The organism is Micromonospora sp. CNZ303 (genome assembly GCF_004345505.1).
In genome coordinates this window covers 67,001-85,202 of record NZ_SLVT01000017.1, presented here as the reverse complement: position 1 = coordinate 85,202, position 18,202 = coordinate 67,001, and the positions used below count along the sequence as shown (strand labels likewise).

The window sequence follows — 18,202 nt, the reverse complement described above, 5'->3', positions numbered from 1 at the left end:
CCTCGCCCGGAACCGCGACGGTCGCCAGAGCAACCTGCGCACTCACGTCGCCACCTCCGAGAAGCAGGTACGCACGGAACCCAGGCCGGAGATCCGCGCCTCGTACGCCGCGCCCGCCGTCACCGGCACCATCGGACCGAGCGCGCCGGACAACACCACGTCACCCGCGCGCAGCGGGTCACCTGAACGTGCGAGGGTCTGCGCCAACCACTGCACCGCGTGCAGCGGATTACCCAGGCACGCCGCGCCCGCTCCGACAGACACCGGCTCACCGGCCTGTTCGAGGACCATCCCGCACAACCGCAGGTCCACATCGGCAAGCCGCCGCGGCATGGTGCCGAGCACGAACAGGCCGCTGGAGGCGTTGTCCGCCACCGTGTCCACGATCGAGATGTCCCAACCCGCCACCCGCGAATCCACGATCTCAATCGCCGGCAACAGATGGTCCACCGCCCGGATCACGTCCGCGCTCGTGATCCGCTCGTCCGACAGATCCGCGCCCAGCACGAACGCGACCTCCGCCTCCACCCGCGGCTGCAACAGCCGGCCCATCGGCACCTCGGCCCCATCGGGCACCGCCATGTCATCGAGCAGCACCCCAAAGTCCGGCTGGAACACACCGAAGGACTCCTGCACCGCCCGCGACGTCAACCCGACCTTCGCACCCACCCGCCGGTGCCCGGCGTCCAGCCACTGCCGGACCTGGAGCTGCTGCACCTGGTACGCCGTGTCGACGTCGCCCTCCGGCAGCAACCGCCCCCGCAGCGGCGCACACGGTCTACCGCTGTCCCGCGCCTGGAACAGTTCGTCGGCCGCCGACTCCATCGCGCTCATGTCAGGTCCACGCAGACGTTGGTCAACTCGGAATAGAAATCCAGGGAGTGCACGCCACCCTCGCGCCCGATCCCCGACGCCTTCACCCCACCGAACGGCGTCCGCAGATCCCGCAGGAACCACGTGTTCACCCACACGATCCCCGCGTCCAACCCCATACCGGCCCGGTGCGCCCGACCCACATCCCGCGTCCACACCGCCGCCGCCAACCCGTACTCCGTGCCATTGGCCAACGCGAACGCCTCGTCCTCGTCATCGAAGGGGGCGACGTGCACCACCGGGCCGAAAATCTCCTCGGTATTGGTCCGCGCATCCGCACCCAACCCCGTCAACACCGTCGGCTGCACATACGCACCACCATCACGCGCATCACCGAAAGCCGGCACCCCGCCCCCGGTCAGCACCTGCGCACCCTCGCCACGAGCCAGGTCGTAATAGCCCAGCACCTTCTCCCGATGCTGATGCGAGATCAGCGGCATGTTCACCGTCGCCTCGTCGGCAGGCCATCCGAACGACAGCTCACCAGCCCGCTGCGCGAGCCGCGCAGTGAACTCCTCGAACACCGGCCGCTGCACATAGATCCGCTCCGTGCACAGACACACCTGACCACCATTGGTGAAACTCGACCGCACCGAACCCGCCACCGCCGCGTCCAGATCCGCGTCCGCGAACACCAGCCCCGCGTTCTTCCCACCCAACTCGAACGACACCGGCCGCACCCCATCGGCAGCCGCCCGCATGATGGCGCTGCCGGTCGACGACTCGCCGGTGAACGTGATCGCGTCGACGTCCGGATGCCGGGTCAGGAACTCGCCGGCCGAATCCGGACCGAACCCATGCACCAGGTTGAACACGCCGTCGGGCACCCCGGCGGCGGCCATCACCTCGGCGAGCAGCGTCGCCGAGGCGGGCGTCTCCTCACTGGGCTTCACGATCACGGCATTACCGCACGCCAGCGCGGGAGCGACCTTCCACGTGAGCAGCAACAGCGGCAGGTTCCACGGCACGATCACCGCCACCACACCCACCGGCTTACGCACCGCATAATTCAGTGCCCGCCCACCCGACGGCGTCACCGTCGTGAAGGACTCCGTCGGCGCCGTCGCCACGATCTCCGCGAACGCACGGAAGTTCGCCGCACCACGCGGAATGTCCAACGTCCGCGCCTGCGAAATCGACTTACCCGTATCCGCCACCTCAGCGGTCACCAGGTCGTCGAAACGACGCTCCAGCTCGTCGGCGACCCGACGCAACACCTCGGCGCGTTCGCGCTCCCCCATCCGACCCCACGGCCCCCGCAACGCCGCCCGCGCGGCGGCGACCGCGTCGTCCACACACCCCTGGTCGGCCTCCACCACCTCGAACACCGGCTCACCCGTGACCGGACTGCGCTTGACGAACCGCCGCCCACCCTCGACGAACTCACCGCCCACGAAGTTGCGCAGGGTCGGCGGGTCGGCGCCCGGGTGGCCGTCGCGCAGACTCACCGGCCAGGATGACTCGGCCATCGTCAGGTGTCCCTTCCGGTTCAGGTGCGGGGTTCGGTCCGCTCGCTGCCGAGGTCGGCGACGAGCGCGACCACGGCGGCGTCCACGGTGGGTTGGCCGGTCACGGCCGCGGCTGCCTCGTCGGTGACGACCAGGACGGTGGTGCCGACGCCGACGTTCAGGGGGTCGACGGCGACCAGGTCGGGTCCGTCGCCGTGCGGGCGGACCAGGACGAGCCGCCTGCCCTGCAACGCCGGCAGGATGCGGTCGGCCCACACCTTGCCGACGACGTCACCGAGCACCATCGGTTTCTCCCCGCAGGCCGGCGATGACCTCGCGGATGCGGGCCGGTTCGGGCGCGTCCAGCAGGGCCGCCGTGGTCGGGTGGGGCTTCGGGTAGACCTGGGAGCTGCGCAGCTCGCCGTGGGCGCGGATGGCGGCCTCGCCGGCGGAGACTGCCTGGCGTACGGCGGCGAGGGTGCCCCGGACGGCGACCGCGAGGTAGCCGCTGGTGACCCGTTCCACGGCCACGCACCGGACGTCGGCGGTCTTGATCATGGCTTCGATTCCCGCCGAGAGGGCCACCAGGCCGCGTGTCTCGACGATTCCGATCGCGATGTCGGAGGACATGGCTGATTCTCCTTACCCGGTTGTCAGTTGCCGACGAGGTCAGGCTCGGCGGCCAACGCGCTCACCGCGTCGCAGGGGCTGGCGAAGACGATCGAGCGCACCGAGCGGCTGCGCGCCCGGGCGGTCTCCTCGCCGATGTCCACCGCCTCCTCGACGGTGGCGAGGTCGCCGCGCACGGCGACCGCGACGATGCCGCCGCCGAGGCGTACGACCTTCGTCACCTCGACCTCGGTGGCCTTCACCATCGCGTCGACGGCGTCGAAGATGGGGGTGAAACCCTCGGCTTCGACGAAGCCCACGGCCACGTTTCGCATGTCTGCTCCTTGCTCTGGTTGCGGGTCGGCTTCGGTCAGGGACGCTCGGGCAGGTTCCAGGACAGGACGGCGGCGCCGGTGCCCCAGATCGGGCCGTACGAGTGCAGCTGTGCCGGGCCGCTGGCGGCGCCGGTGCCGGCGGCGAACGCGAGGGCCCGGAACTGGCTGTCCGCCTGGGCCTGCCGGGCGTAGTCCTCGCGGATCGCGAGCGCCTCGTCGACCTTGCCGGCGGTGAGCAGGTCGAGTACGCGGGTGTTCCACTGCTCGTGCGCGGGTGCGCCGATGTGGTCCTGGCCCGGTTCGATCCACTGCTGGATGAGTCCGGAGGACAGGCCACTCACCACCACGACGGCGGCGCGTACGCCGGCGTCGCGGGCGGCGGCGGCACCGGCCCGGCCGACGTCGGCGAGGGTGTCGGCGTCGGCGTACAGGTTGCAGGAGACCTGCGCCCAGCGCAGCTTGCGCTCCGGGTCGAGCAGCGCGGAGGTGACGATGGTGCCGGTGTCGATGGGGAAGCCCTCGTAGCGGGTGCGGCGCGCCTGCTTGCCGTCGGCCTGCACCCGGTCGGCCCACCGCTCGCTGAACTCCACGTCGAAGCGCAGGTCGTAGCGGAGCAGGCCGTAGTCGTAGGCGTACCAGTTCTCGTCGACGTGCTCGCCGCGCGGGTTGGGGTCGCACTGGAACTGGTGGCCGAGGACGGTGAACCACTGGGTGGACAGCAGCAGGACGACGTCGGGCTCGAGCCGGCGCAGGCGCTCGCCCACGTCGCGGGCGGCCGAGGCCAGTGCCGCCCAGCTCGGTGCGGGTTCCTTCGCGAGCAGGTGGGGCATGCCGGGCAGGAGCGCTCCGGCGACGATTCCGGTCCGGTCAGCCATGGGGGCTCCCCTCGGGCAGCCACTCGACGACGGCGTTTCCGGTGCCGATGATCGTGCCGTAGCCGAGCACGTCACCGGCGACCTTGGGCCAGCCCATCGCGGCGAGCAGCCAGGTGAGGCTGCCGGCCTTCGTCTCCGACGCGGTCGCCTCGATGTGTTCGGTGATGAGTTCCCGCAGCGGGGCGGTCGGTCCCCGGCGGATCGCTTCGAGCAGCTTCATGTCCCACCGGTACTGGTGGTTGTTGTACGGGTGTTCGCGTTCCATGTCCTCCGGCAGTGCCGGCTCCTCGTGCCAGTGCAGGTGCGACAGGGAGTTGGAGGCGAGCAGCACGGCGCGACGGCCGGTGGCCTCGACGGCGCGGCGGGTGGCTTCACCGAGCACCTCCATCTCCTCCAGCGCCGCGTCGGAGTAGAAGTACGGGTTGTTGTTCGCCGACAGGGAGACCACGGGGATGTCCCAGGCGGGGTTGGCCAGGTGCAGGGCGCCGATGGTGGCGTAGTCGACGCGTACCCGGGGGTCACGCATCGCGCGGGTGACCAGGCCGAGGCCGCTGGCCTCCTCGACGATGGCCTCGCCGAGTTCCACGTCGGTGCGGAAGTCGTACCGGTAGCGGAAGAGGTGCGGGAAGATCGGCTCGACGGAGATGCCGCGCGGGTTGGGCGCACAGTTGACGTGGTGGCCGACCATCGTGATCCAGTGCGGGGCGTGCACGATCAGCACGTCGGGCCGGTGCACCTCCTGGATGCGCTTGCGCAGCCGCTCGTACGCCCAGCGCAGCGTCTCCCAGCCGCCGGTGGAGCGGGGCTCGTTCTGCGGCGGGTTCTCCGCGTAGATCAGGTGGGGCGGATGTGGGCTGAGGCAGCCGGCGACGATGCCGGCGCGGGCCGGCGCGGCCTGCGGGGCCGGGGCGTTGCCGGCGCCGCCGCCGGTGCGGGGCCTGGTGGTCGCCACCGGCACCCGGAAGACCCTGCTCATGACCGCCCCTCCCCGGTGAGGACGCGCACGTACGCGCGGTGCTCGGCGGTGCCGCCGAGGATCTGCATCCCGTCGTCGTCGAGGGCTATCTCGTCGGCGGCCAGCGCGGCGTCGTGCCGCAGCCAGGCCCGCAGTGGCGCCGGGTGCACGCCATGCAGCTCGACGAGGCTCTCCTCGGCCAGGCCGCTGCCGGGCGCGACGTAGGCCAGCCGGCGCTGGCCGCGCCGGCCGGTGTAGGCGGGCCGGTCGGTGGTGGTGAGGCGCAGCCAGCTCCGCTCGGCGCGCAGCCGCTGCCGCTCCTCGGCGGTGGCGGCGCGGTCGGCCTCGCCGTCGCCGTCGAGGACGACGCCGTAGCGCTGGCGGGCCTCCTCGCCGGTCAGGTAGTCCTGCCGGACGTCCTCGGCGACGGCGTCGGGCTCGCGGTCCAGCGGGTCGCCCCAGCCGCCGCCGCCGGCGGACTCCATGACCAGCACGTCCCCGGCCCGCATGGGGAAGCCCGCGATCTTGCCGGGGGTGTCGAAGTCGACCCGTCGGCCGTCGGCGCGGCGCAGGTGGGTGACCGTCGGGGCGCCCGGGCCGCCGTGGCGCAGCCCGTACGGGGGGACGGTGGTGCGGTCGGTCTGCACCGAGTACGACCCGCCGCTGGCGAGCAGCCGGGTCTCCCGCCGGCTGCCCAGGCCGCCCCGGTGCGTACCGTCTCCGCAGGAGCCGGCGCGCAGCTCGCAGGCCTCGACCCGGATCGGGATCTCGGTCTCCAGCCGCTCGACGGACTGGATGGTGGAGATGTCGCCGAGGTCGACCGGGTTCATCGCGCTGGGGCCGTCGGATTCGAGGAATCCGCCGTTGCCGCCGGCCGGGTAGTCGTAGTAGAGGTAGGGCTGGCCGGTGTGCTCGTCCACGCCGCCGATGAGGTTCTGGAAGGTGGTGCCGAACTGGTCGGCGGCGATGAGGTCGGGTGCCACCTGGCTCAACGCGGCCATCACGGCGGAGATGACCCGCTTGCGGACCTCGCTGTGGGCGTTGGCCGGGGCGGGGTAGCTGACGTGCACCACGGTGCCGGGCTCGGTGCGCACCCGCAGGGGCCGGAACGCGCCGTGGTTGACCAGCCCGCCGGGGTCGAGGGCGGACTTGACGGCGATGAACACCCCGGCGACGGTCATCGCCCGCGACGAGTTGACCACGGCGGCGACCTGGGTGGAGGAGCCCCGGAAGTCGGCTTCGATCTCATCGCCATCGACGGTCAGCCGGCAGCGCACGATCGCGGCGTCGTAGTCGCCGTCGGTATAGAGGTCGAGGTAGTCCTCGTACAGGTAGGTGCCGTCGGGCAGCGACCGGATCATGTCGCGCAGCCGCTGCTCGGTGCGGTCCATGTTGGCCGCGACGCAGTCGAGGATCAGCCCGGTGCCCCAGCGGTCGACGAGTTCCGTCAGCCGTCGTTGCGCGGTGTGGCAGGCGGCGATGCTGGATTCGAGGTCGCCGCGGCGTTCCTCGGCCATCCGGACGTTGGCGAAGAGGATGTCGAAGGCGGCCCGGTTGGGACGGCCCGCCTCGATCAGTTTGATCGGCGGGATCCGCAGCCCCTCCTGGAGGATCTCGGTGGCCTGGCCGGAGACGCTGCCGGGGGTCATGCCGCCGATGTCGGCCCAGTGCATCCGGACGCAGGGGAAGAGGAACAGCTCCCCGTCGACGAAGACCGGGCTGATCAGCGTGACGTCGTTGAGGTGGCTGCCGCCGCGGTACGGGTCGTTGACGATGTAGAGGTCCCCGGGGCGCATCTCGGTGGCGAAGTCGGCGAAGATCTCGGCCACCGAGGCGGGCATGGCGATGACGTGTCCCGGCATGTCCCGGCCCTGGGCGACCATCTGCCCCGAGGGGTCGAAGAGCGCGCAGGAGAAGTCCTGGGCGTCGGCGATCACCGGCGAGTGCGCGGTACGGAAGATCGTCTGTCGCATCTCGCGGACGATCGAGATGAGACTTTCGGTGACGACTTCCAGGTCGATCGGATTCACAGTCATGCGGATGCCTCACTGATTCCGGTGTCGGTCCGTATCTGCCGCCGGCGTGGACCTGGACTGGTCAGGGCGAGTGGACCACCGTGGGTTGAACCACCGTAGAGTGGACCATCATGTGGTCCTAGAGTTATATTATGAAACCTAGCAGCCGGAAAGGCAGGGAAGCAAGATGTCGTACGCCACTGACCCGACGCCCGACGAGGGCGTCGCCCCCCGCGAGTCGGGCACCCAGGCGCTGGACCGCGCCCTGGGCGTCCTGCTGGCCTTCCGGGGTGACGCCGTCGAGCGCAAGGTCAGCGACGTCAGCCGCGAACTGGGCCTGCACAAGTCCACGGCCAGCCGGCTGTTCCGCGCGCTGGCCGACGCCGGCTTCCTGCAACGCAACGAGGAGAACGGCACCTACCGCCTCGGCGTCGCCGTCTTCGAGCTGGGCGCCCGCTTCCTCGCCGGCATCGACCTGCACGCGCTGGCCCGGCCCCTGCTGCACCAGCTCGCCGAGCACGAGGGCGAGAGCGTCAACCTCGCCGTCCTGGAGGGCTCCGACGCCATCTCCCTCTACGTCGTGCAGGGCACCCGCAACGTGCAGCTCGTCTCCCGCCTCGGCCGGCGCATCCCGCTGTGGTGCAGCGCGGCCGGCAAGGCGCTGCTCGTCGACCACGACGACGACGCCCTGCGCGCCCTGCTCGCCACCGTGCCGCTCAGGGCGCTGACCAGCAACACCATCACCGACCTGGACACCTTCGTGGCGCACATGGCCACCGTGCGGCAGCAGGGCTGGGCCCTCAACGACCAGGAGAGCGAGCACGGGCTGCGGGTGGTGGCCGCCCCCGTACGCGACCGGCACGACCGGGTCACCGCCGCGATCAGCATCTCCGGGCCGATCTTCCGCCTGGACGACACCCGCACCCGGGAGTTGGCCGACGCCGCCTGCCGCACCGCCGCCGAGCTGTCCCGGCAGCTCGGCCACGGCTTCGGCGACCGGTGGGGCGACTGACCGCACCGTCAGAAACGCTCCTGGGTGACCTCGGGCAGGACCCGCACGTGCAGCACCCCCGGCCCGGTCACCGGCAGCACCTCGTCGAACGCCGCCTCCGCGCCGGCCTGGTCGGTGACCGTCCAGGCCGGTACGCCCAGGGACCGCGCCACGGCGGCCAGGTCCCGGGCCGGGAACCGGGCCAGCGCCGGGTCGACCCCGCGCGGGCCGAACTTGCGCACCTCCGCGCCGTAGCCGCCGTCGTCGAGGACCACCAGCAGCACGGGCGCACCGACCCGGGCCAGGGTGTCCAGCTCGCCGAGGCCGGTGAGCAGGCTGCCGTCGCCCTCGAAGGCGACCACCGGCCGGTCCGGGCGGCCCACCCCGGCCCCGACGGCGTACGGCAGGCCGACGCCGATGCTGCCGAACTCCCAGGGCGCGATGAACGCGCGGTCCACGGCGGACGAGTCGAGCAGCAGGTTGGGCCAGCCGCCGAACTGCCCCACCCCGACCACCGTGGTGCGCCGGGCCGGGAGTCGGCGGGCGCAGATCCGGATGAACGCGCGGGGGTCGATGCCCGCCGCCCCCTCGACGAACTCGATGCCGTCGAACGGGTCGGCCGCGGCGATCTGCGCGGCCAGGGCGGGGCTGCGCCAGCCCGGGCGCTCGCGCGGGTCGAGCCGCGCCGTCACGGCCCGCGCGGTGGCCGCCGCCTCCCCGACGATCCCCAGGTCGACGGGCCAGCGCGCTCCCAGCGCCCGCGCGTCGGCGTCGACGGCGACCACCCGCGCCGCGGGGAAGAGCGCCCCGTGGTCGGCCGTCCACCGGTTGAGTCCGGCGCCGAAGGTGACCACCAGGTCCGCGTCGGCCAGCACCCGCCGGGTCAGCGGGCGGGCCAGTCCCCCGGCCACCCCCAGGTGGTACGGGTGGCCGGCGAAGAGCCCGGCAGCCAGCACGGTGGTGGCGAGCACCGCGCCGCAGCGGTCGGCGAGCCGGCGTACGTCGTCGGCCGCCGCCTCGGCGCCCCGCCCGGCCAGCAGCACCGGGCGGTGGGCGGCGGCCAGCAGGCCGACCAGGTCGGCGACGGCCTCGTCGGTCGGTGCCGGCGCGGCGGGCCGGTGCGTCACCGCGCGCGCCGGCGCGGGCGCGGCGCCGGCCGGCACCGGCTCGTCCTGGAGGTCGATGGGAACGTCGAGGACGACGGGGCCGGGCCGTTCGGCGGCGGCCCGGAACGCCAGGCCGACGTCGCGGGCGGCGGTGGCCGGCGCCGTCACGGGCACGAACGCCCCGGCGGTGGCCAGCGCGAACGGCTGCTGCGGGAAGCTCTGCACGTGCAGCGGGTCGCCGGGCGGGGTGTCGCCGGCAATCAGGACCAGCGGCGTGCCGGCCTGCCGGGCGATGGTCAGCGCGGCGCCGGCGACCGCCAGGCCGGGGCCCTGGGTCACGGTGACGACCCCGCACCGGCCGGTGGCGCGGGCCCAGCCGTCGGCCATCATCACCGCGGCGTTCTCGTTGCGGGCGGCCACGAACCGGACGCCGTGGCGCTGCACCAGGTCCGCGACCAGGAACATGTTGGCGTCGCCGAGCAGCCCGAAGATCGTGTCGACCCCGTGCGCCACGATGGCGTCGGCGATCGCCTCGCCGGCCCTCACCGGGGGTCCCGGGCGAGGTAGTCGCCGGCGGGGCGCAGCGCCACGCTCAGCGCGCCGAGGTAGGAGTCGTTGGCGGCCGCCTCGAAGCGGGGTCCGGCCAGGCGGGCGGCCCGCTTGGTCATCGACCGGCCGACCGCGGAGGTGGCGAGCAGCCGCTCGGCGATCCCGGTCGCGGCGTCGGCGAGCCGCTCCGGCTGCACCACCTCGGTCACCAGGCGCAGGTCGCGCAGCTCGTCGGCGGGGATCCGGTCGCCGAGCAGCAGCCAGCGCTTGGCCAGGTCGGCGCCGACGAGGTCGGCGAGGATCGCCATGCCGCTCCAGGTCAGCGGGATGCCGAAGCCCACCTCCGGGAAGGTCGCGAAGCAGGTGTCGGCGGCTACCCGCAGGTCGCTGGCGAGGCCGAGCACCGCGCCGGAGCCGATGGCCGGGCCGTTGAACGCCGCGACGGTGCTCTGTTCCAGCCGGTACCACCGTTCGACCAGCTCGGCGGTGCGGCGCTGCACCGACATCGTGGCGCGGGCGTCGAGGGTGGCCAGCTCGTGCAGGTCGGTGCCGGCGCAGAAGGCGGTGCCGGCGCCGGTGAGCACGACGACCTCGGTCTCCTCGTCGCGGGACAACTCGTGCAGCACGTCCTCGAAGCGGGCGAGCATCGCCAGGTCGAAGCTGTTGCGCCGGGCGGGCCGGTTCAGCGTCACCCGGGCCAGCCGGCCGTCGCGGTGCAGCAGCACGGATTCCTCGGCATGGTGTGCGGCGGTCATGGCGACTCCGAGTTCAGTAGGGCGCGGTCGACAAGCGCGGCGGCGTGGCCGACGTACGACAGCGGGTCCAGCAGGCCGGCGAGTTCCGCTGCGGGCAGGGCGGCGGTCACCTGTGGGTCGGCGCGCAGCGTCTCCGCGAACGGGCGGCCCGCATCGAGGCTGTCGCGGACGATCCGCATGACCAGGTGGTGGGCCTGCTCCCGGCCGAGCGGGCCGGCCAGGCGCAGCATCACCGCCTCGGAGAGCACGAGCCCGCCGGTGAGGTCGAGGTTGGCGCGCATCCGGTCGGGGTTGACGCCGAGGTCACCGAAGACGTCGACCAGCCGCTGCATCGCGCCGCCCAGCAGGATGAAGCACTCCGGCAGCAGCTTCCACAGCGTCATCCCGACGCCCATGTCCCGGTCGTCCTGGGCGACCATGGTCTGCAACGCCAGGGACACCTGGGCCCGCAGGGTGCCGGCGGCGGCGATCACCGCCTCGCAGCGGATCGGGTTGCGCTTGTGGGGCATCGTGCTGCTGCCGACCTGGGTGGAGCGCTGCGACTCGTACGCCTCGCCGACCTCGGTGCGGCCGAGGAAGTAGACCTCCCGGGCCAGCTTCTCGGCGCTGGCGGCGACGAGGCCGAAGACCATCAGACACTCGGCGAAGCGGTCCTGGGTGGCGTGCCAGGGGGTGTCGGCGACGCCGAGCCCCAGGTCGGCGGCGACCGCCTGCTCCAGCGCGAACGCCTGCGCGCCGTAGCCGGCCATCGTGCCGGCCGCGCCGCCCATGCTGGTCACCAGCAGCCGCTGGCGCAGTTGCCGAAGCCGGACGCGGTGGCGTTGCAGCTCGTCCTGCCACACCGCGCAGCGCAGGCCGAACGTCGTCGGCAGCGCCTGCTGCCCGTGGGTGCGGGCGGCCATCGGGGTGGCGCGGTGGCGCAGCGCGAGCCGCCGCAGCGCGCGGACCAGCTCGTCGACCTGCCGCTGCACGATGTCCAGGCCGTCGCGGGCCCGCAGGACGAAGCCGGTGTCCATCACGTCCTGGGTGGTGGCACCGAGGTGGACGTAGCGACCGGCGTCGCCGGGGCAGGCGGCGGTGAGCGCCCGCACCAGCGGCACCAGGGGGTGCACGGTGTCGGCGGCGTCGGCGGCGAGCACCGCCGTGTCGAGCCGCTCGACGCGGGCCGCCTCGGTGATCGCCTGCGCGGCGGAGGACGGGATGATGCCCAGCTTCGCCTGGCCCCGGGCGAGGGCGGCCTCCACGTCGAGCCAGGACTGCATGAGCTGCCGGTCGTTGAAGACCCCGCGCATCTCGGCGTTGCCGAAGAAGCTGGTGACGGTCAGCGAGTCCAGGAAGCACGATCCGAGCTGCATCAGCGTTCCCCCTCCGCGACGAGCAGTTCCCGGGCGGCCCGCCGGTCGACCTTGCCGGACGGCAGCAGCGGCAGGTCGGCGACGGTACGGATCAGGGTCGGCACCTTGTGCCGGGCCAGCCGTTCGGTGGCGGTGCGGGTGAGCCGGTCGACGTCGCAGTGCCCGCCGGGGACGGTCACGACCAGGGCCGCGATCTCCTCCCCCCAGCGGGCTGACGGCACGCCGAGGACGCACACCCGGGCCACGGCCGGGTCGTCGGCGAGCACCGCCTCGACCTCGGCGGGGTGGACGTTCTCGCCGCCGCGGATGATCAGTTCCTTGATCCGTCCGGCCAGGGTGAGGACCCGTTCGTCGGTCAGCGCGCCCAGGTCGCCGGTGCGCAGCCAGCCGTCGCTGGTGATCGTGGCGGCGGTGGTGAACGGGTCGTCGGCGTAGCCGCGGGTGACCGAGCTGCCGCGTACCAGCAGCTCCCCGACCTGTCCGGCGGGCAGCGGGGCGCGGGTGGCGGGGTCGACCACGGTGGCCTGAAGGGCCGGCAGGACGCGGCCGACGGTGTCACCGGGCGCACCGCAGGTCCCGTCGCCGGGGTCCAGGCTGATCGTCGGGCCGGCCTCGGTCTGGCCGTAGACGACCGCCACCCGGTCCAGGCCGAGCACCCGTCGGGTGCGGCTGAGCAGCGCCGGGGTGCACGTGGCGCCGCCGAGGAAGCCGACCCGCAGCGACGACAGGTCCCAGCGGCCGGTTTCCCGCTCGACGCGGTCGGTGAGCATCGACGCCATGGTGGGCACGGCCTGCACCACCGTGCACGCGTGGTGCTGGATCTGGTCGAGGACCGGCTCGGTGCGGAACCGGCGGGTGGAGACCCACAGCGCGCCGGTCACGAGCGCCAGCATCGCCCCGCTGCCGAGCCCCGCCGCGTGGGCCAGGGGCAGCGGCGAGGCGATCCGGTCGTCGGCGCGCAGCCCGGCCGCCTCGGCCGTCCAGGCCGCGTTGGCCAGCAGGTTGCCGGCGCTCAGCGACACCATCTTGGCCGGGCCGGTGGAGCCCGAGGTGAACTGGATGTTGCAGGCGGCGTCGGGATCACCCACGGGTGCGGGAACCGGGCCGTCCCAGCCGGGCAGCCCCGACAGGGCCCCGGATCCCAGGTCCGCGTCGAGGACGTGCCAGCCGTCCGGGCGCTCGCCGGGCGGCAGCGCCGCCAGGACCCGCGTGACGGTGGACGGGCCGTGCCGGTCACGGACCCGCTCGGCGGCGTAGAGGCGCCGGGGGCGGCTGCGGGCCAGCGCCGAGGTCAGCTCGGGCCCGGTGAGGCCGGGGTGCAGGGTGGTCAGGGCGGCGCCCCGCCAGGCCGCGGCGGCCAGCAGCACCAGCCAGGCCAGCCCGTTCTCGGCCCAGACCGCGATCCGGTCGCCGCGGCCGACGCCCTGGGCCGCCAGGACGGCGGCGGCCCGGCCGGCGAGGTCGGCGAACTCCCCCGTGGTCACCGGCCGGGCCGGATCGTCGAAGACGTACAGGGGGCGGTCCGGCTGCCGCGCGGCGCGCTCCAGCACGGTGAGGTCGAGGGCTGGCGGGATCACGGATCACTCCTTGGTCAGCAGCAGGTTTCCGTGGTCGTCGACCGTGGCGGCCCATCCGCCGCCGACGACGGTGGTGCTGCCGTTCTCGCGTACGACGGCGGGACCGACGACGGCACAGCCCGGCCCCAGGTCGGCGCGCCGCCACACGGTCGCGTCGACCCAGCCGCCCGGGCGGTAGAGACGGGTCCTGCCGGGCTGCGCCGGGCCGCCGGTCGGGGCGGCGAAGCGGACGGCCGGTCGGGGCCCGAACGCGGTGAGCCGGCAGTTGACGATCTCGGCGGGGTGGTCGGAGCGGGTGTAGGCGTACCGCTCGGCGTAGGCGGCGTGGAAGGCCGCCACCAGCTCGTCGGCGGTGCCCGGCAGCTCGGGCAGGGCGACGGCGAGGTCGAAGCTCTGGCCCCGGAACCGCATGCCGACCGACAGGCCGAAGCTGACCTGGTCGGGCTCCACGTCGTCCTCGGCCTTGAGCTGGGCCAGGGCGGCGTCGCGCAGGTCGGCCAAGGCCGCCCGGACGGCCGCCAGGCCGTCGTCGTCGGCCGGCACCAGCACGGTACGGACGTAGTCGTGGCGGGCCTGGGCGGTGACGAAGCCGAGCGCGGAGAAGTTGCCCGGCACCGGCGGAACCAGGACCCGACGGATGCCGAGTTCGTCGGCGAGGTCGGTGGCGTGCATCGGGCCGGCGCCGCCGAAGGGCATCAGCACGAAGTCGCGCGGGTCGTGCCCGCAGGCGACCGAGATCTCCTTGATCGCGCTGGTCATCTTGACCGTGGCGAGGGTGAGGATGCCGTGCGCCAGGTCCAGCTCGTCGAGGCCGAACGTGCCGGCCAGCCCGGCCAGGGCGGTGCGGGCCGCGTCGGGGTCGAGCGGCACCTCCCCGCCCAGGCTCTCCTGCGGGTCGAGGTGGCCGACGAGCAGGTGCGCGTCGGTGGTGGTCGGCTCGGTGCCGCCCCGGCCGTACGCGGCCGGGCCGGGGGTCGAGCCGGCGCTGCGCGGCCCGACGCGCAGTTCCCCGCCCCGGTCGCGCCAGGCGATCGAGCCGCCGCCGGCGCCGATCGTGTTGATCTCGACCTGGAAGGTGCGGTTCGGGTAGCCGGCGATCTTCCCGTCGTTGGTCATCAACGGCGCGCCGTTCTTGATCAGGCAGACGTCCGTGCTGGTGCCGCCGATGTCGCAGGTGATGACGTTGGGATAGCCGGCGAGCGAGGCGAGGTGCACGGTGGCCGCGATGCCGCCGGCGGGCCCCGAGAGGGCGAGGTTGATCGGCAGCCGCCCGGCCTCCTCGGTGGAGACGACACCGCCGCTGCTCGTCATGATCGACAGCGGGTGGGCGTAGCCGCCGTCGGCGAGGGCGCCGCCGAGTCCGCGCAGGTAGTCGGCGACGGTCGCCCGCACGCTGGCGTTGAGCACGGTGGTGGCGAACCGCTCGTACTCGCCCTGCTCCGGCACCACGTCGGAGGAGACGGTGCAGACCAGGTCGGGGTACCGCTCCGCCAGCCGCCGCGCCGCGGCCCGCTCGTGGGCGGGATTGCGGTACGAGTGCAGCAGGCAGACCGCCACCGCCCGGGGACCGGCGGCGGCCACCCGGTCGAGGGCCTCGTCCAGTTCGTCGGTGTCCAGCGGCCGGACCACGCTGCCGTCGGCACCGATGCGTTCGCGCAGCACGTGCCGGTGCCGGCGCGCCACGAGCGGCGGCCGGCCGCTCTCCTTGACGCTGTAGAGGCGGGGCCGGTGCCCGAGGCCCATCTCCAGCACGTCCCGGAAGCCCTCGGTGGCGAGCACCGACACCGGCTCACCGGAGCCTTCGAGCAGCGCGTTGGTCACCCGGGTGGTGCCGTGCACGAAGCGGTCGACCGTGTCCAGGCTGACACCGAGCTTGGCGAGGCCCTCGAAGATCGCCGCCGCCGGATCGTGCGGGGTGGAGAGGGTCTTGGCCTCGGCGAGCCGGGCGGTGGCCGGCTCGTAGACGATGACGTCGGTGAAGGTGCCACCGATGTCGACGCCGATGCAGAGCATGGCGAGCCTTTCGGATAGGGGGTGGATGGCGTCGGCGACGGGTCGGGCCGCTAGAAGTTGACGCCGTAGCGGCGCAGGGTCCGTCCCGTGACCAGACGCAGGATCCAGTCGAAGAGGTAGCCGAGCAGGCCCAGGGCGATGATGCCCACGAAGACCCACTCCGTCTTGGCGTAGTTCCGCGCCGTCCAGATCAGCGATCCCAGGCCGCTCTGGGCGGCGACGATCTCGGCGGAGACGATCGTCAGGAACGAGTTGCCCATCGCCAGCCGGGCCCCGGTGACCACGTGCGGCACCGTCGACGGCAGCACTACCGAGACGAGGCTGCGTACGGGGCCGGCGCCGAGCGCGCGGGCCGCCCGCATCCGGATCTCGTTGACCGACAGCACCCCGGCCAGGGTGTTGAGGGCGACGATGAAGACGGTGGTGTAGAAGATCAGCGCCACCTTCGACGCCTCCCCCGGCCCGAGCCAGATGATGGCCAGGGTGACGAAGGCGATCGGCGGCACGAAGCGGAAGAACTGGATGTACGGGTCGAGCATCAGCCGCAGCCAGGGGATGCAGCCCATCAGCAGACCCATCGGCACGCCGACGAGCACGCCGAGCAGCCAGCCGGTGAGGATGCGGGTCGAGGACGCGCTGACCGAGTCCCACAGGGTCCCGTCGCGGACGAGTTCGACCGCGCCGTCGAGGGTGAGCCGTGGCGAGGGCAGGAAGAAGGCCGTGTAGTTGCGGCTGACCAGGTCCCAGATCAGCACGCCGAGCAGCACCGACAGGACCGACAGCCCGATGCGGGTCAGCCGGGGCCAGCGGTTGCGGCGGGGGCCGGTCGTCGCCGCCGCCCTGGTGCGGTCGGGGACGGTGGGTGCCTCGACTGTCATCGCCCCTCCGTCCGGTCGTCGCCCGCGCCGGGCCGCCCGTCGTGGCCGTCGTCGAGCCCCTGGGCGCGCAGCGTCCGGGCCACCTCGGCGCCGATGTCCTCACGCAGCTCCCGGAAGAGCGCCGCGCAGGCCGGGTCGGTCAGGTCGCGGGGGCGGGGCAGGTCGCAGCGGTAGTCCTTCTTGATGGCCGCCGACGGTCCCGCGGTCATCGTGACGATCCGGTCGCCGAGCAGGATCGCCTCGCCGATGTCGTGGGTGACGAAGATGATGGTGGCGCCGGTCTCGCGCCAGATCCGGTCGAGTTCGACCTGCATCACGAGCCGGGTCTGGGCGTCCAGCGCCCCGAACGGCTCGTCCATCAGCACGACCGAGGGGTCGTTGGCCAGGACCCGGGCGAGCTGGGCCCGCTGGCGCATGCCGCCGGAGAGCTGCTCGGGGAACCGCTCGGCGCTGTGCGCGAGGCCGACCATCGCCAGGTACCGCTCGACGACCTCCTCACGCTGGGCCTTCGGCACGCCGCGCATCTGCGGCCCGAAGGCGACGTTCTGGCGTACGGTCAGCCAGGGGAACAGCGCCTCGGCGCTCTGGAAGACCACGCCGCGCGACACGTCGGGACCGGTCACCGGCTCGCCGCCGCAGGTCACCTCGCCGGCCGCCGGCCGGACGAAGCCGGCGACCGCGTTGAGCAGGGTGGACTTGCCGCAGCCACTCGGGCCGAGCAGGCAGACGAGTTCACCGGCGGCGATGTCGAGGCTCGCGCCGCTGACGGCGACGAACTCGCCGAAGCGGATGTCGACGTCGCTGATGCGGATCGGGGAGCCGGCGCGGCTGGCGGGTCGGCCGGCGACGGTCGTGGCGGGTGCGGTGCCGTCGACTGTCACGCCACCCCCTTGACCATGACGGTCGCCGGGTCCGCCTTCTTGGTGACGATCTTGCTGTCCTGCTGGAACTGGGCGATCTCGCCGTAGCGCTTGAGGTCGTCGTCGGTGAAGTCGCGGACCTGGCACTGGACGCCCTCCAGCAGCGTCTGGGCCTCCTTCGCCGGCACCTTGATGGCCTTCTCGGTGACCGTGCCGGCCTTGGCCGGGTCCTTCGTGAGCTGCTCGCACGCCTGGCCGATGGTCTGGACGACCTTCTTGGCGGTCTCCTTGTTGGCCTCGTACCAGGCGCCGTCGACGCCGATCACCAGGTTGTAGACGTAGCCGATGTCGCCGCTGGTCAGCAGGACCTTGCCGCCGTTGGCGACGCCGCGCGACGGCCACGGCTCCCACATGATGTAGCCGTCCACGTCGCCGCGTTGCAGCAGGGCCGGCATCTCGGCGGGAGAGGCGTTGACGAACTCGACGGACTCCCGGCTGATGCCGCGCGCCGCGAGGACCTTGTTGGTGGCGTACTCGTTGACGGTGCCGGGGACGACGCCGTACTTCTTGATGCCCGACACGTCGCTGACGCCGGAGCGCGCCACGAGCTTGATGAAGCTGGGCGACTGCGAGAAGACGGCCAGGCCCTTGATGTCGCCCCGGGTGGCCCGGTTCAGCAGGCTCGACTCGGTGCTCGCCGTGAACTGGCCCTGCTTGGCCAGGATCGCGTCGAGGCCACCGGTGCCCTCCTGGAACTGGGTGACGGTGACGTTCAGGCCGTTGGCCTGGAACAGCTTCTCCTGGTCGGCGAGGTAGATCGGCGAGTACGCCGGGTCGACGCCGACGCCGAAGTTGACCGCCGCCGACGGGGCCGCCTCGCCGCCGCCGGACTCGGTCGGGGTCTGGTTCTCCGCGCATGCCGCAACGGCGGCGGTCACCAGCAGGGCTGCTACCGCAGCTCGCAATGCTCGCATTCTCATGGCTACCCCAGATACCTAGCGGCTCATA

17 protein-coding genes are annotated in these 18,202 nt (G+C 73.0%); 1 reads left to right on the top strand and 16 read right to left on the bottom strand.

Going from position 1 to position 18,202, the window contains the following annotated elements:
* Positions 1–42: 42 nt before the first annotated feature.
* Genes EV374_RS24135 through EV374_RS24100 form a run of 8 tightly spaced genes read right to left on the bottom strand, consistent with a single transcriptional unit; the run spans position 43 to position 7,131 of the window.
* Positions 43–834: a fumarylacetoacetate hydrolase family protein gene (locus EV374_RS24135; RefSeq protein WP_132239089.1), complete on the bottom strand. Its 792-nt coding sequence runs from the start codon at positions 832–834 to the stop codon at positions 43–45.
* The gene (locus EV374_RS24130; protein ID WP_486485930.1) at positions 831–2,342 is read right to left on the bottom strand and encodes an aldehyde dehydrogenase family protein; all 1,512 of its coding nucleotides are present in this window, start codon (positions 2,340–2,342) and stop codon (positions 831–833) included. The genes EV374_RS24135 and EV374_RS24130 overlap by 4 nt, the downstream gene beginning before the upstream one ends.
* A gap of 20 nt (positions 2,343–2,362) precedes the next feature.
* Entirely contained in the window at positions 2,363–2,626 is a 264-nt protein-coding gene (locus tag EV374_RS24125) for a EutN/CcmL family microcompartment protein (RefSeq protein ID WP_132239087.1), read from the bottom strand.
* Complete coding sequence (locus EV374_RS24120) at positions 2,613–2,951, bottom strand: BMC domain-containing protein (RefSeq protein WP_089000517.1); 339 nt, start codon at positions 2,949–2,951, stop codon at positions 2,613–2,615. Before EV374_RS24120 ends, EV374_RS24125 begins: the two co-directional genes overlap by 14 nt.
* A gap of 23 nt (positions 2,952–2,974) precedes the next feature.
* A complete protein-coding gene (locus tag EV374_RS24115; protein ID WP_121398123.1) occupies positions 2,975–3,265 on the bottom strand; it encodes a BMC domain-containing protein in 291 nt (96 codons plus the stop codon).
* Positions 3,266–3,300: 35 nt separating this feature from the next.
* A complete protein-coding gene (locus EV374_RS24110; protein ID WP_132239085.1) occupies positions 3,301–4,140 on the bottom strand; it encodes a DODA-type extradiol aromatic ring-opening family dioxygenase in 840 nt (279 codons plus the stop codon).
* Positions 4,133–5,116, bottom strand: a complete 984-nt coding sequence (locus tag EV374_RS24105) for a DODA-type extradiol aromatic ring-opening family dioxygenase (RefSeq protein WP_132239083.1) — start codon at positions 5,114–5,116, stop codon at positions 4,133–4,135. The genes EV374_RS24110 and EV374_RS24105 overlap by 8 nt, the downstream gene beginning before the upstream one ends.
* Positions 5,113–7,131, bottom strand: a complete 2,019-nt coding sequence (locus EV374_RS24100) for a hydantoinase B/oxoprolinase family protein (protein WP_132239081.1) — start codon at positions 7,129–7,131, stop codon at positions 5,113–5,115. The genes EV374_RS24105 and EV374_RS24100 overlap by 4 nt, the downstream gene beginning before the upstream one ends.
* A 166-nt stretch (positions 7,132–7,297) precedes the next feature.
* Here EV374_RS24100 and EV374_RS24095 point away from each other — a divergent pair, with 166 nt between their 5' ends.
* Positions 7,298–8,122, top strand: a complete 825-nt coding sequence (locus EV374_RS24095) for an IclR family transcriptional regulator (protein ID WP_132239079.1) — start codon at positions 7,298–7,300, stop codon at positions 8,120–8,122.
* An 8-nt stretch (positions 8,123–8,130) separates the two neighbouring features.
* On the opposite strand, the gene EV374_RS24090 is transcribed toward EV374_RS24095, so the two are convergent.
* From EV374_RS24090 to EV374_RS24055, 8 genes are read right to left on the bottom strand one after another with little or no spacing between them, the layout of a single operon-like run.
* Complete coding sequence (locus EV374_RS24090) at positions 8,131–9,753, bottom strand: thiamine pyrophosphate-binding protein (RefSeq protein WP_132239077.1); 1,623 nt, start codon at positions 9,751–9,753, stop codon at positions 8,131–8,133.
* Positions 9,750–10,511: an enoyl-CoA hydratase/isomerase family protein gene (locus EV374_RS24085; RefSeq protein ID WP_486485929.1), complete on the bottom strand. Its 762-nt coding sequence runs from the start codon at positions 10,509–10,511 to the stop codon at positions 9,750–9,752. The genes EV374_RS24090 and EV374_RS24085 overlap by 4 nt, the downstream gene beginning before the upstream one ends.
* A complete protein-coding gene (purB, locus tag EV374_RS24080; RefSeq protein ID WP_132239075.1) occupies positions 10,508–11,866 on the bottom strand; it encodes an adenylosuccinate lyase in 1,359 nt (452 codons plus the stop codon). The genes EV374_RS24085 and purB overlap by 4 nt, the downstream gene beginning before the upstream one ends.
* Positions 11,866–13,443: a class I adenylate-forming enzyme family protein gene (locus EV374_RS24075; protein ID WP_132239073.1), complete on the bottom strand. Its 1,578-nt coding sequence runs from the start codon at positions 13,441–13,443 to the stop codon at positions 11,866–11,868. The genes purB and EV374_RS24075 overlap by 1 nt, the downstream gene beginning before the upstream one ends.
* 3 nt (positions 13,444–13,446) lie before the next feature.
* Positions 13,447–15,456, bottom strand: a complete 2,010-nt coding sequence (locus EV374_RS24070) for a hydantoinase/oxoprolinase family protein (RefSeq protein ID WP_132239071.1) — start codon at positions 15,454–15,456, stop codon at positions 13,447–13,449.
* Between the two features lie 50 nt (positions 15,457–15,506).
* A complete protein-coding gene (locus EV374_RS24065) occupies positions 15,507–16,334 on the bottom strand; it encodes an ABC transporter permease (protein WP_132239069.1) in 828 nt (275 codons plus the stop codon).
* Positions 16,331–17,215, bottom strand: coding sequence for an ABC transporter ATP-binding protein (locus EV374_RS24060; RefSeq protein ID WP_207914499.1), 885 nt, complete (start codon positions 17,213–17,215; stop codon positions 16,331–16,333). Before EV374_RS24060 ends, EV374_RS24065 begins: the two co-directional genes overlap by 4 nt.
* Positions 17,212–18,168: an ABC transporter substrate-binding protein gene (locus tag EV374_RS24055; RefSeq protein ID WP_486485928.1), complete on the bottom strand. Its 957-nt coding sequence runs from the start codon at positions 18,166–18,168 to the stop codon at positions 17,212–17,214. Before EV374_RS24055 ends, EV374_RS24060 begins: the two co-directional genes overlap by 4 nt.
* Positions 18,169–18,202: the final 34 nt, after the last annotated feature.

Excerpts from the sequence above, each read along its gene's own strand:
- EV374_RS24135 (WP_132239089.1), bottom strand. The coding sequence starts at position 834 with ATGAGCGCGATGGAGTCGGCGGCCGACGAACTGTTCCAGGCGCGGGAC.
- EV374_RS24130 (WP_486485930.1), bottom strand. The coding sequence starts at position 2,342 with ATGGCCGAGTCATCCTGGCCGGTGAGTCTGCGCGACGGCCACCCGGGC.
- EV374_RS24125 (WP_132239087.1), bottom strand. The coding sequence starts at position 2,626 with ATGGTGCTCGGTGACGTCGTCGGCAAGGTGTGGGCCGACCGCATCCTG.
- EV374_RS24120 (WP_089000517.1), bottom strand. The coding sequence starts at position 2,951 with ATGTCCTCCGACATCGCGATCGGAATCGTCGAGACACGCGGCCTGGTG.
- EV374_RS24115 (WP_121398123.1), bottom strand. The coding sequence starts at position 3,265 with ATGCGAAACGTGGCCGTGGGCTTCGTCGAAGCCGAGGGTTTCACCCCC.
- EV374_RS24110 (WP_132239085.1), bottom strand. The coding sequence starts at position 4,140 with ATGGCTGACCGGACCGGAATCGTCGCCGGAGCGCTCCTGCCCGGCATG.
- EV374_RS24105 (WP_132239083.1), bottom strand. The coding sequence starts at position 5,116 with ATGAGCAGGGTCTTCCGGGTGCCGGTGGCGACCACCAGGCCCCGCACC.
- EV374_RS24100 (WP_132239081.1), bottom strand. The coding sequence starts at position 7,131 with ATGACTGTGAATCCGATCGACCTGGAAGTCGTCACCGAAAGTCTCATC.
- EV374_RS24095 (WP_132239079.1), top strand. The coding sequence starts at position 7,298 with ATGTCGTACGCCACTGACCCGACGCCCGACGAGGGCGTCGCCCCCCGC.
- EV374_RS24085 (WP_486485929.1), bottom strand. The coding sequence starts at position 10,511 with ATGACCGCCGCACACCATGCCGAGGAATCCGTGCTGCTGCACCGCGAC.
- purB (WP_132239075.1), bottom strand. The coding sequence starts at position 11,866 with ATGCAGCTCGGATCGTGCTTCCTGGACTCGCTGACCGTCACCAGCTTC.
- EV374_RS24070 (WP_132239071.1), bottom strand. The coding sequence starts at position 15,456 with ATGCTCTGCATCGGCGTCGACATCGGTGGCACCTTCACCGACGTCATC.
- EV374_RS24065 (WP_132239069.1), bottom strand. The coding sequence starts at position 16,334 with ATGACAGTCGAGGCACCCACCGTCCCCGACCGCACCAGGGCGGCGGCG.
- EV374_RS24055 (WP_486485928.1), bottom strand. The coding sequence starts at position 18,168 with ATGCGAGCATTGCGAGCTGCGGTAGCAGCCCTGCTGGTGACCGCCGCC.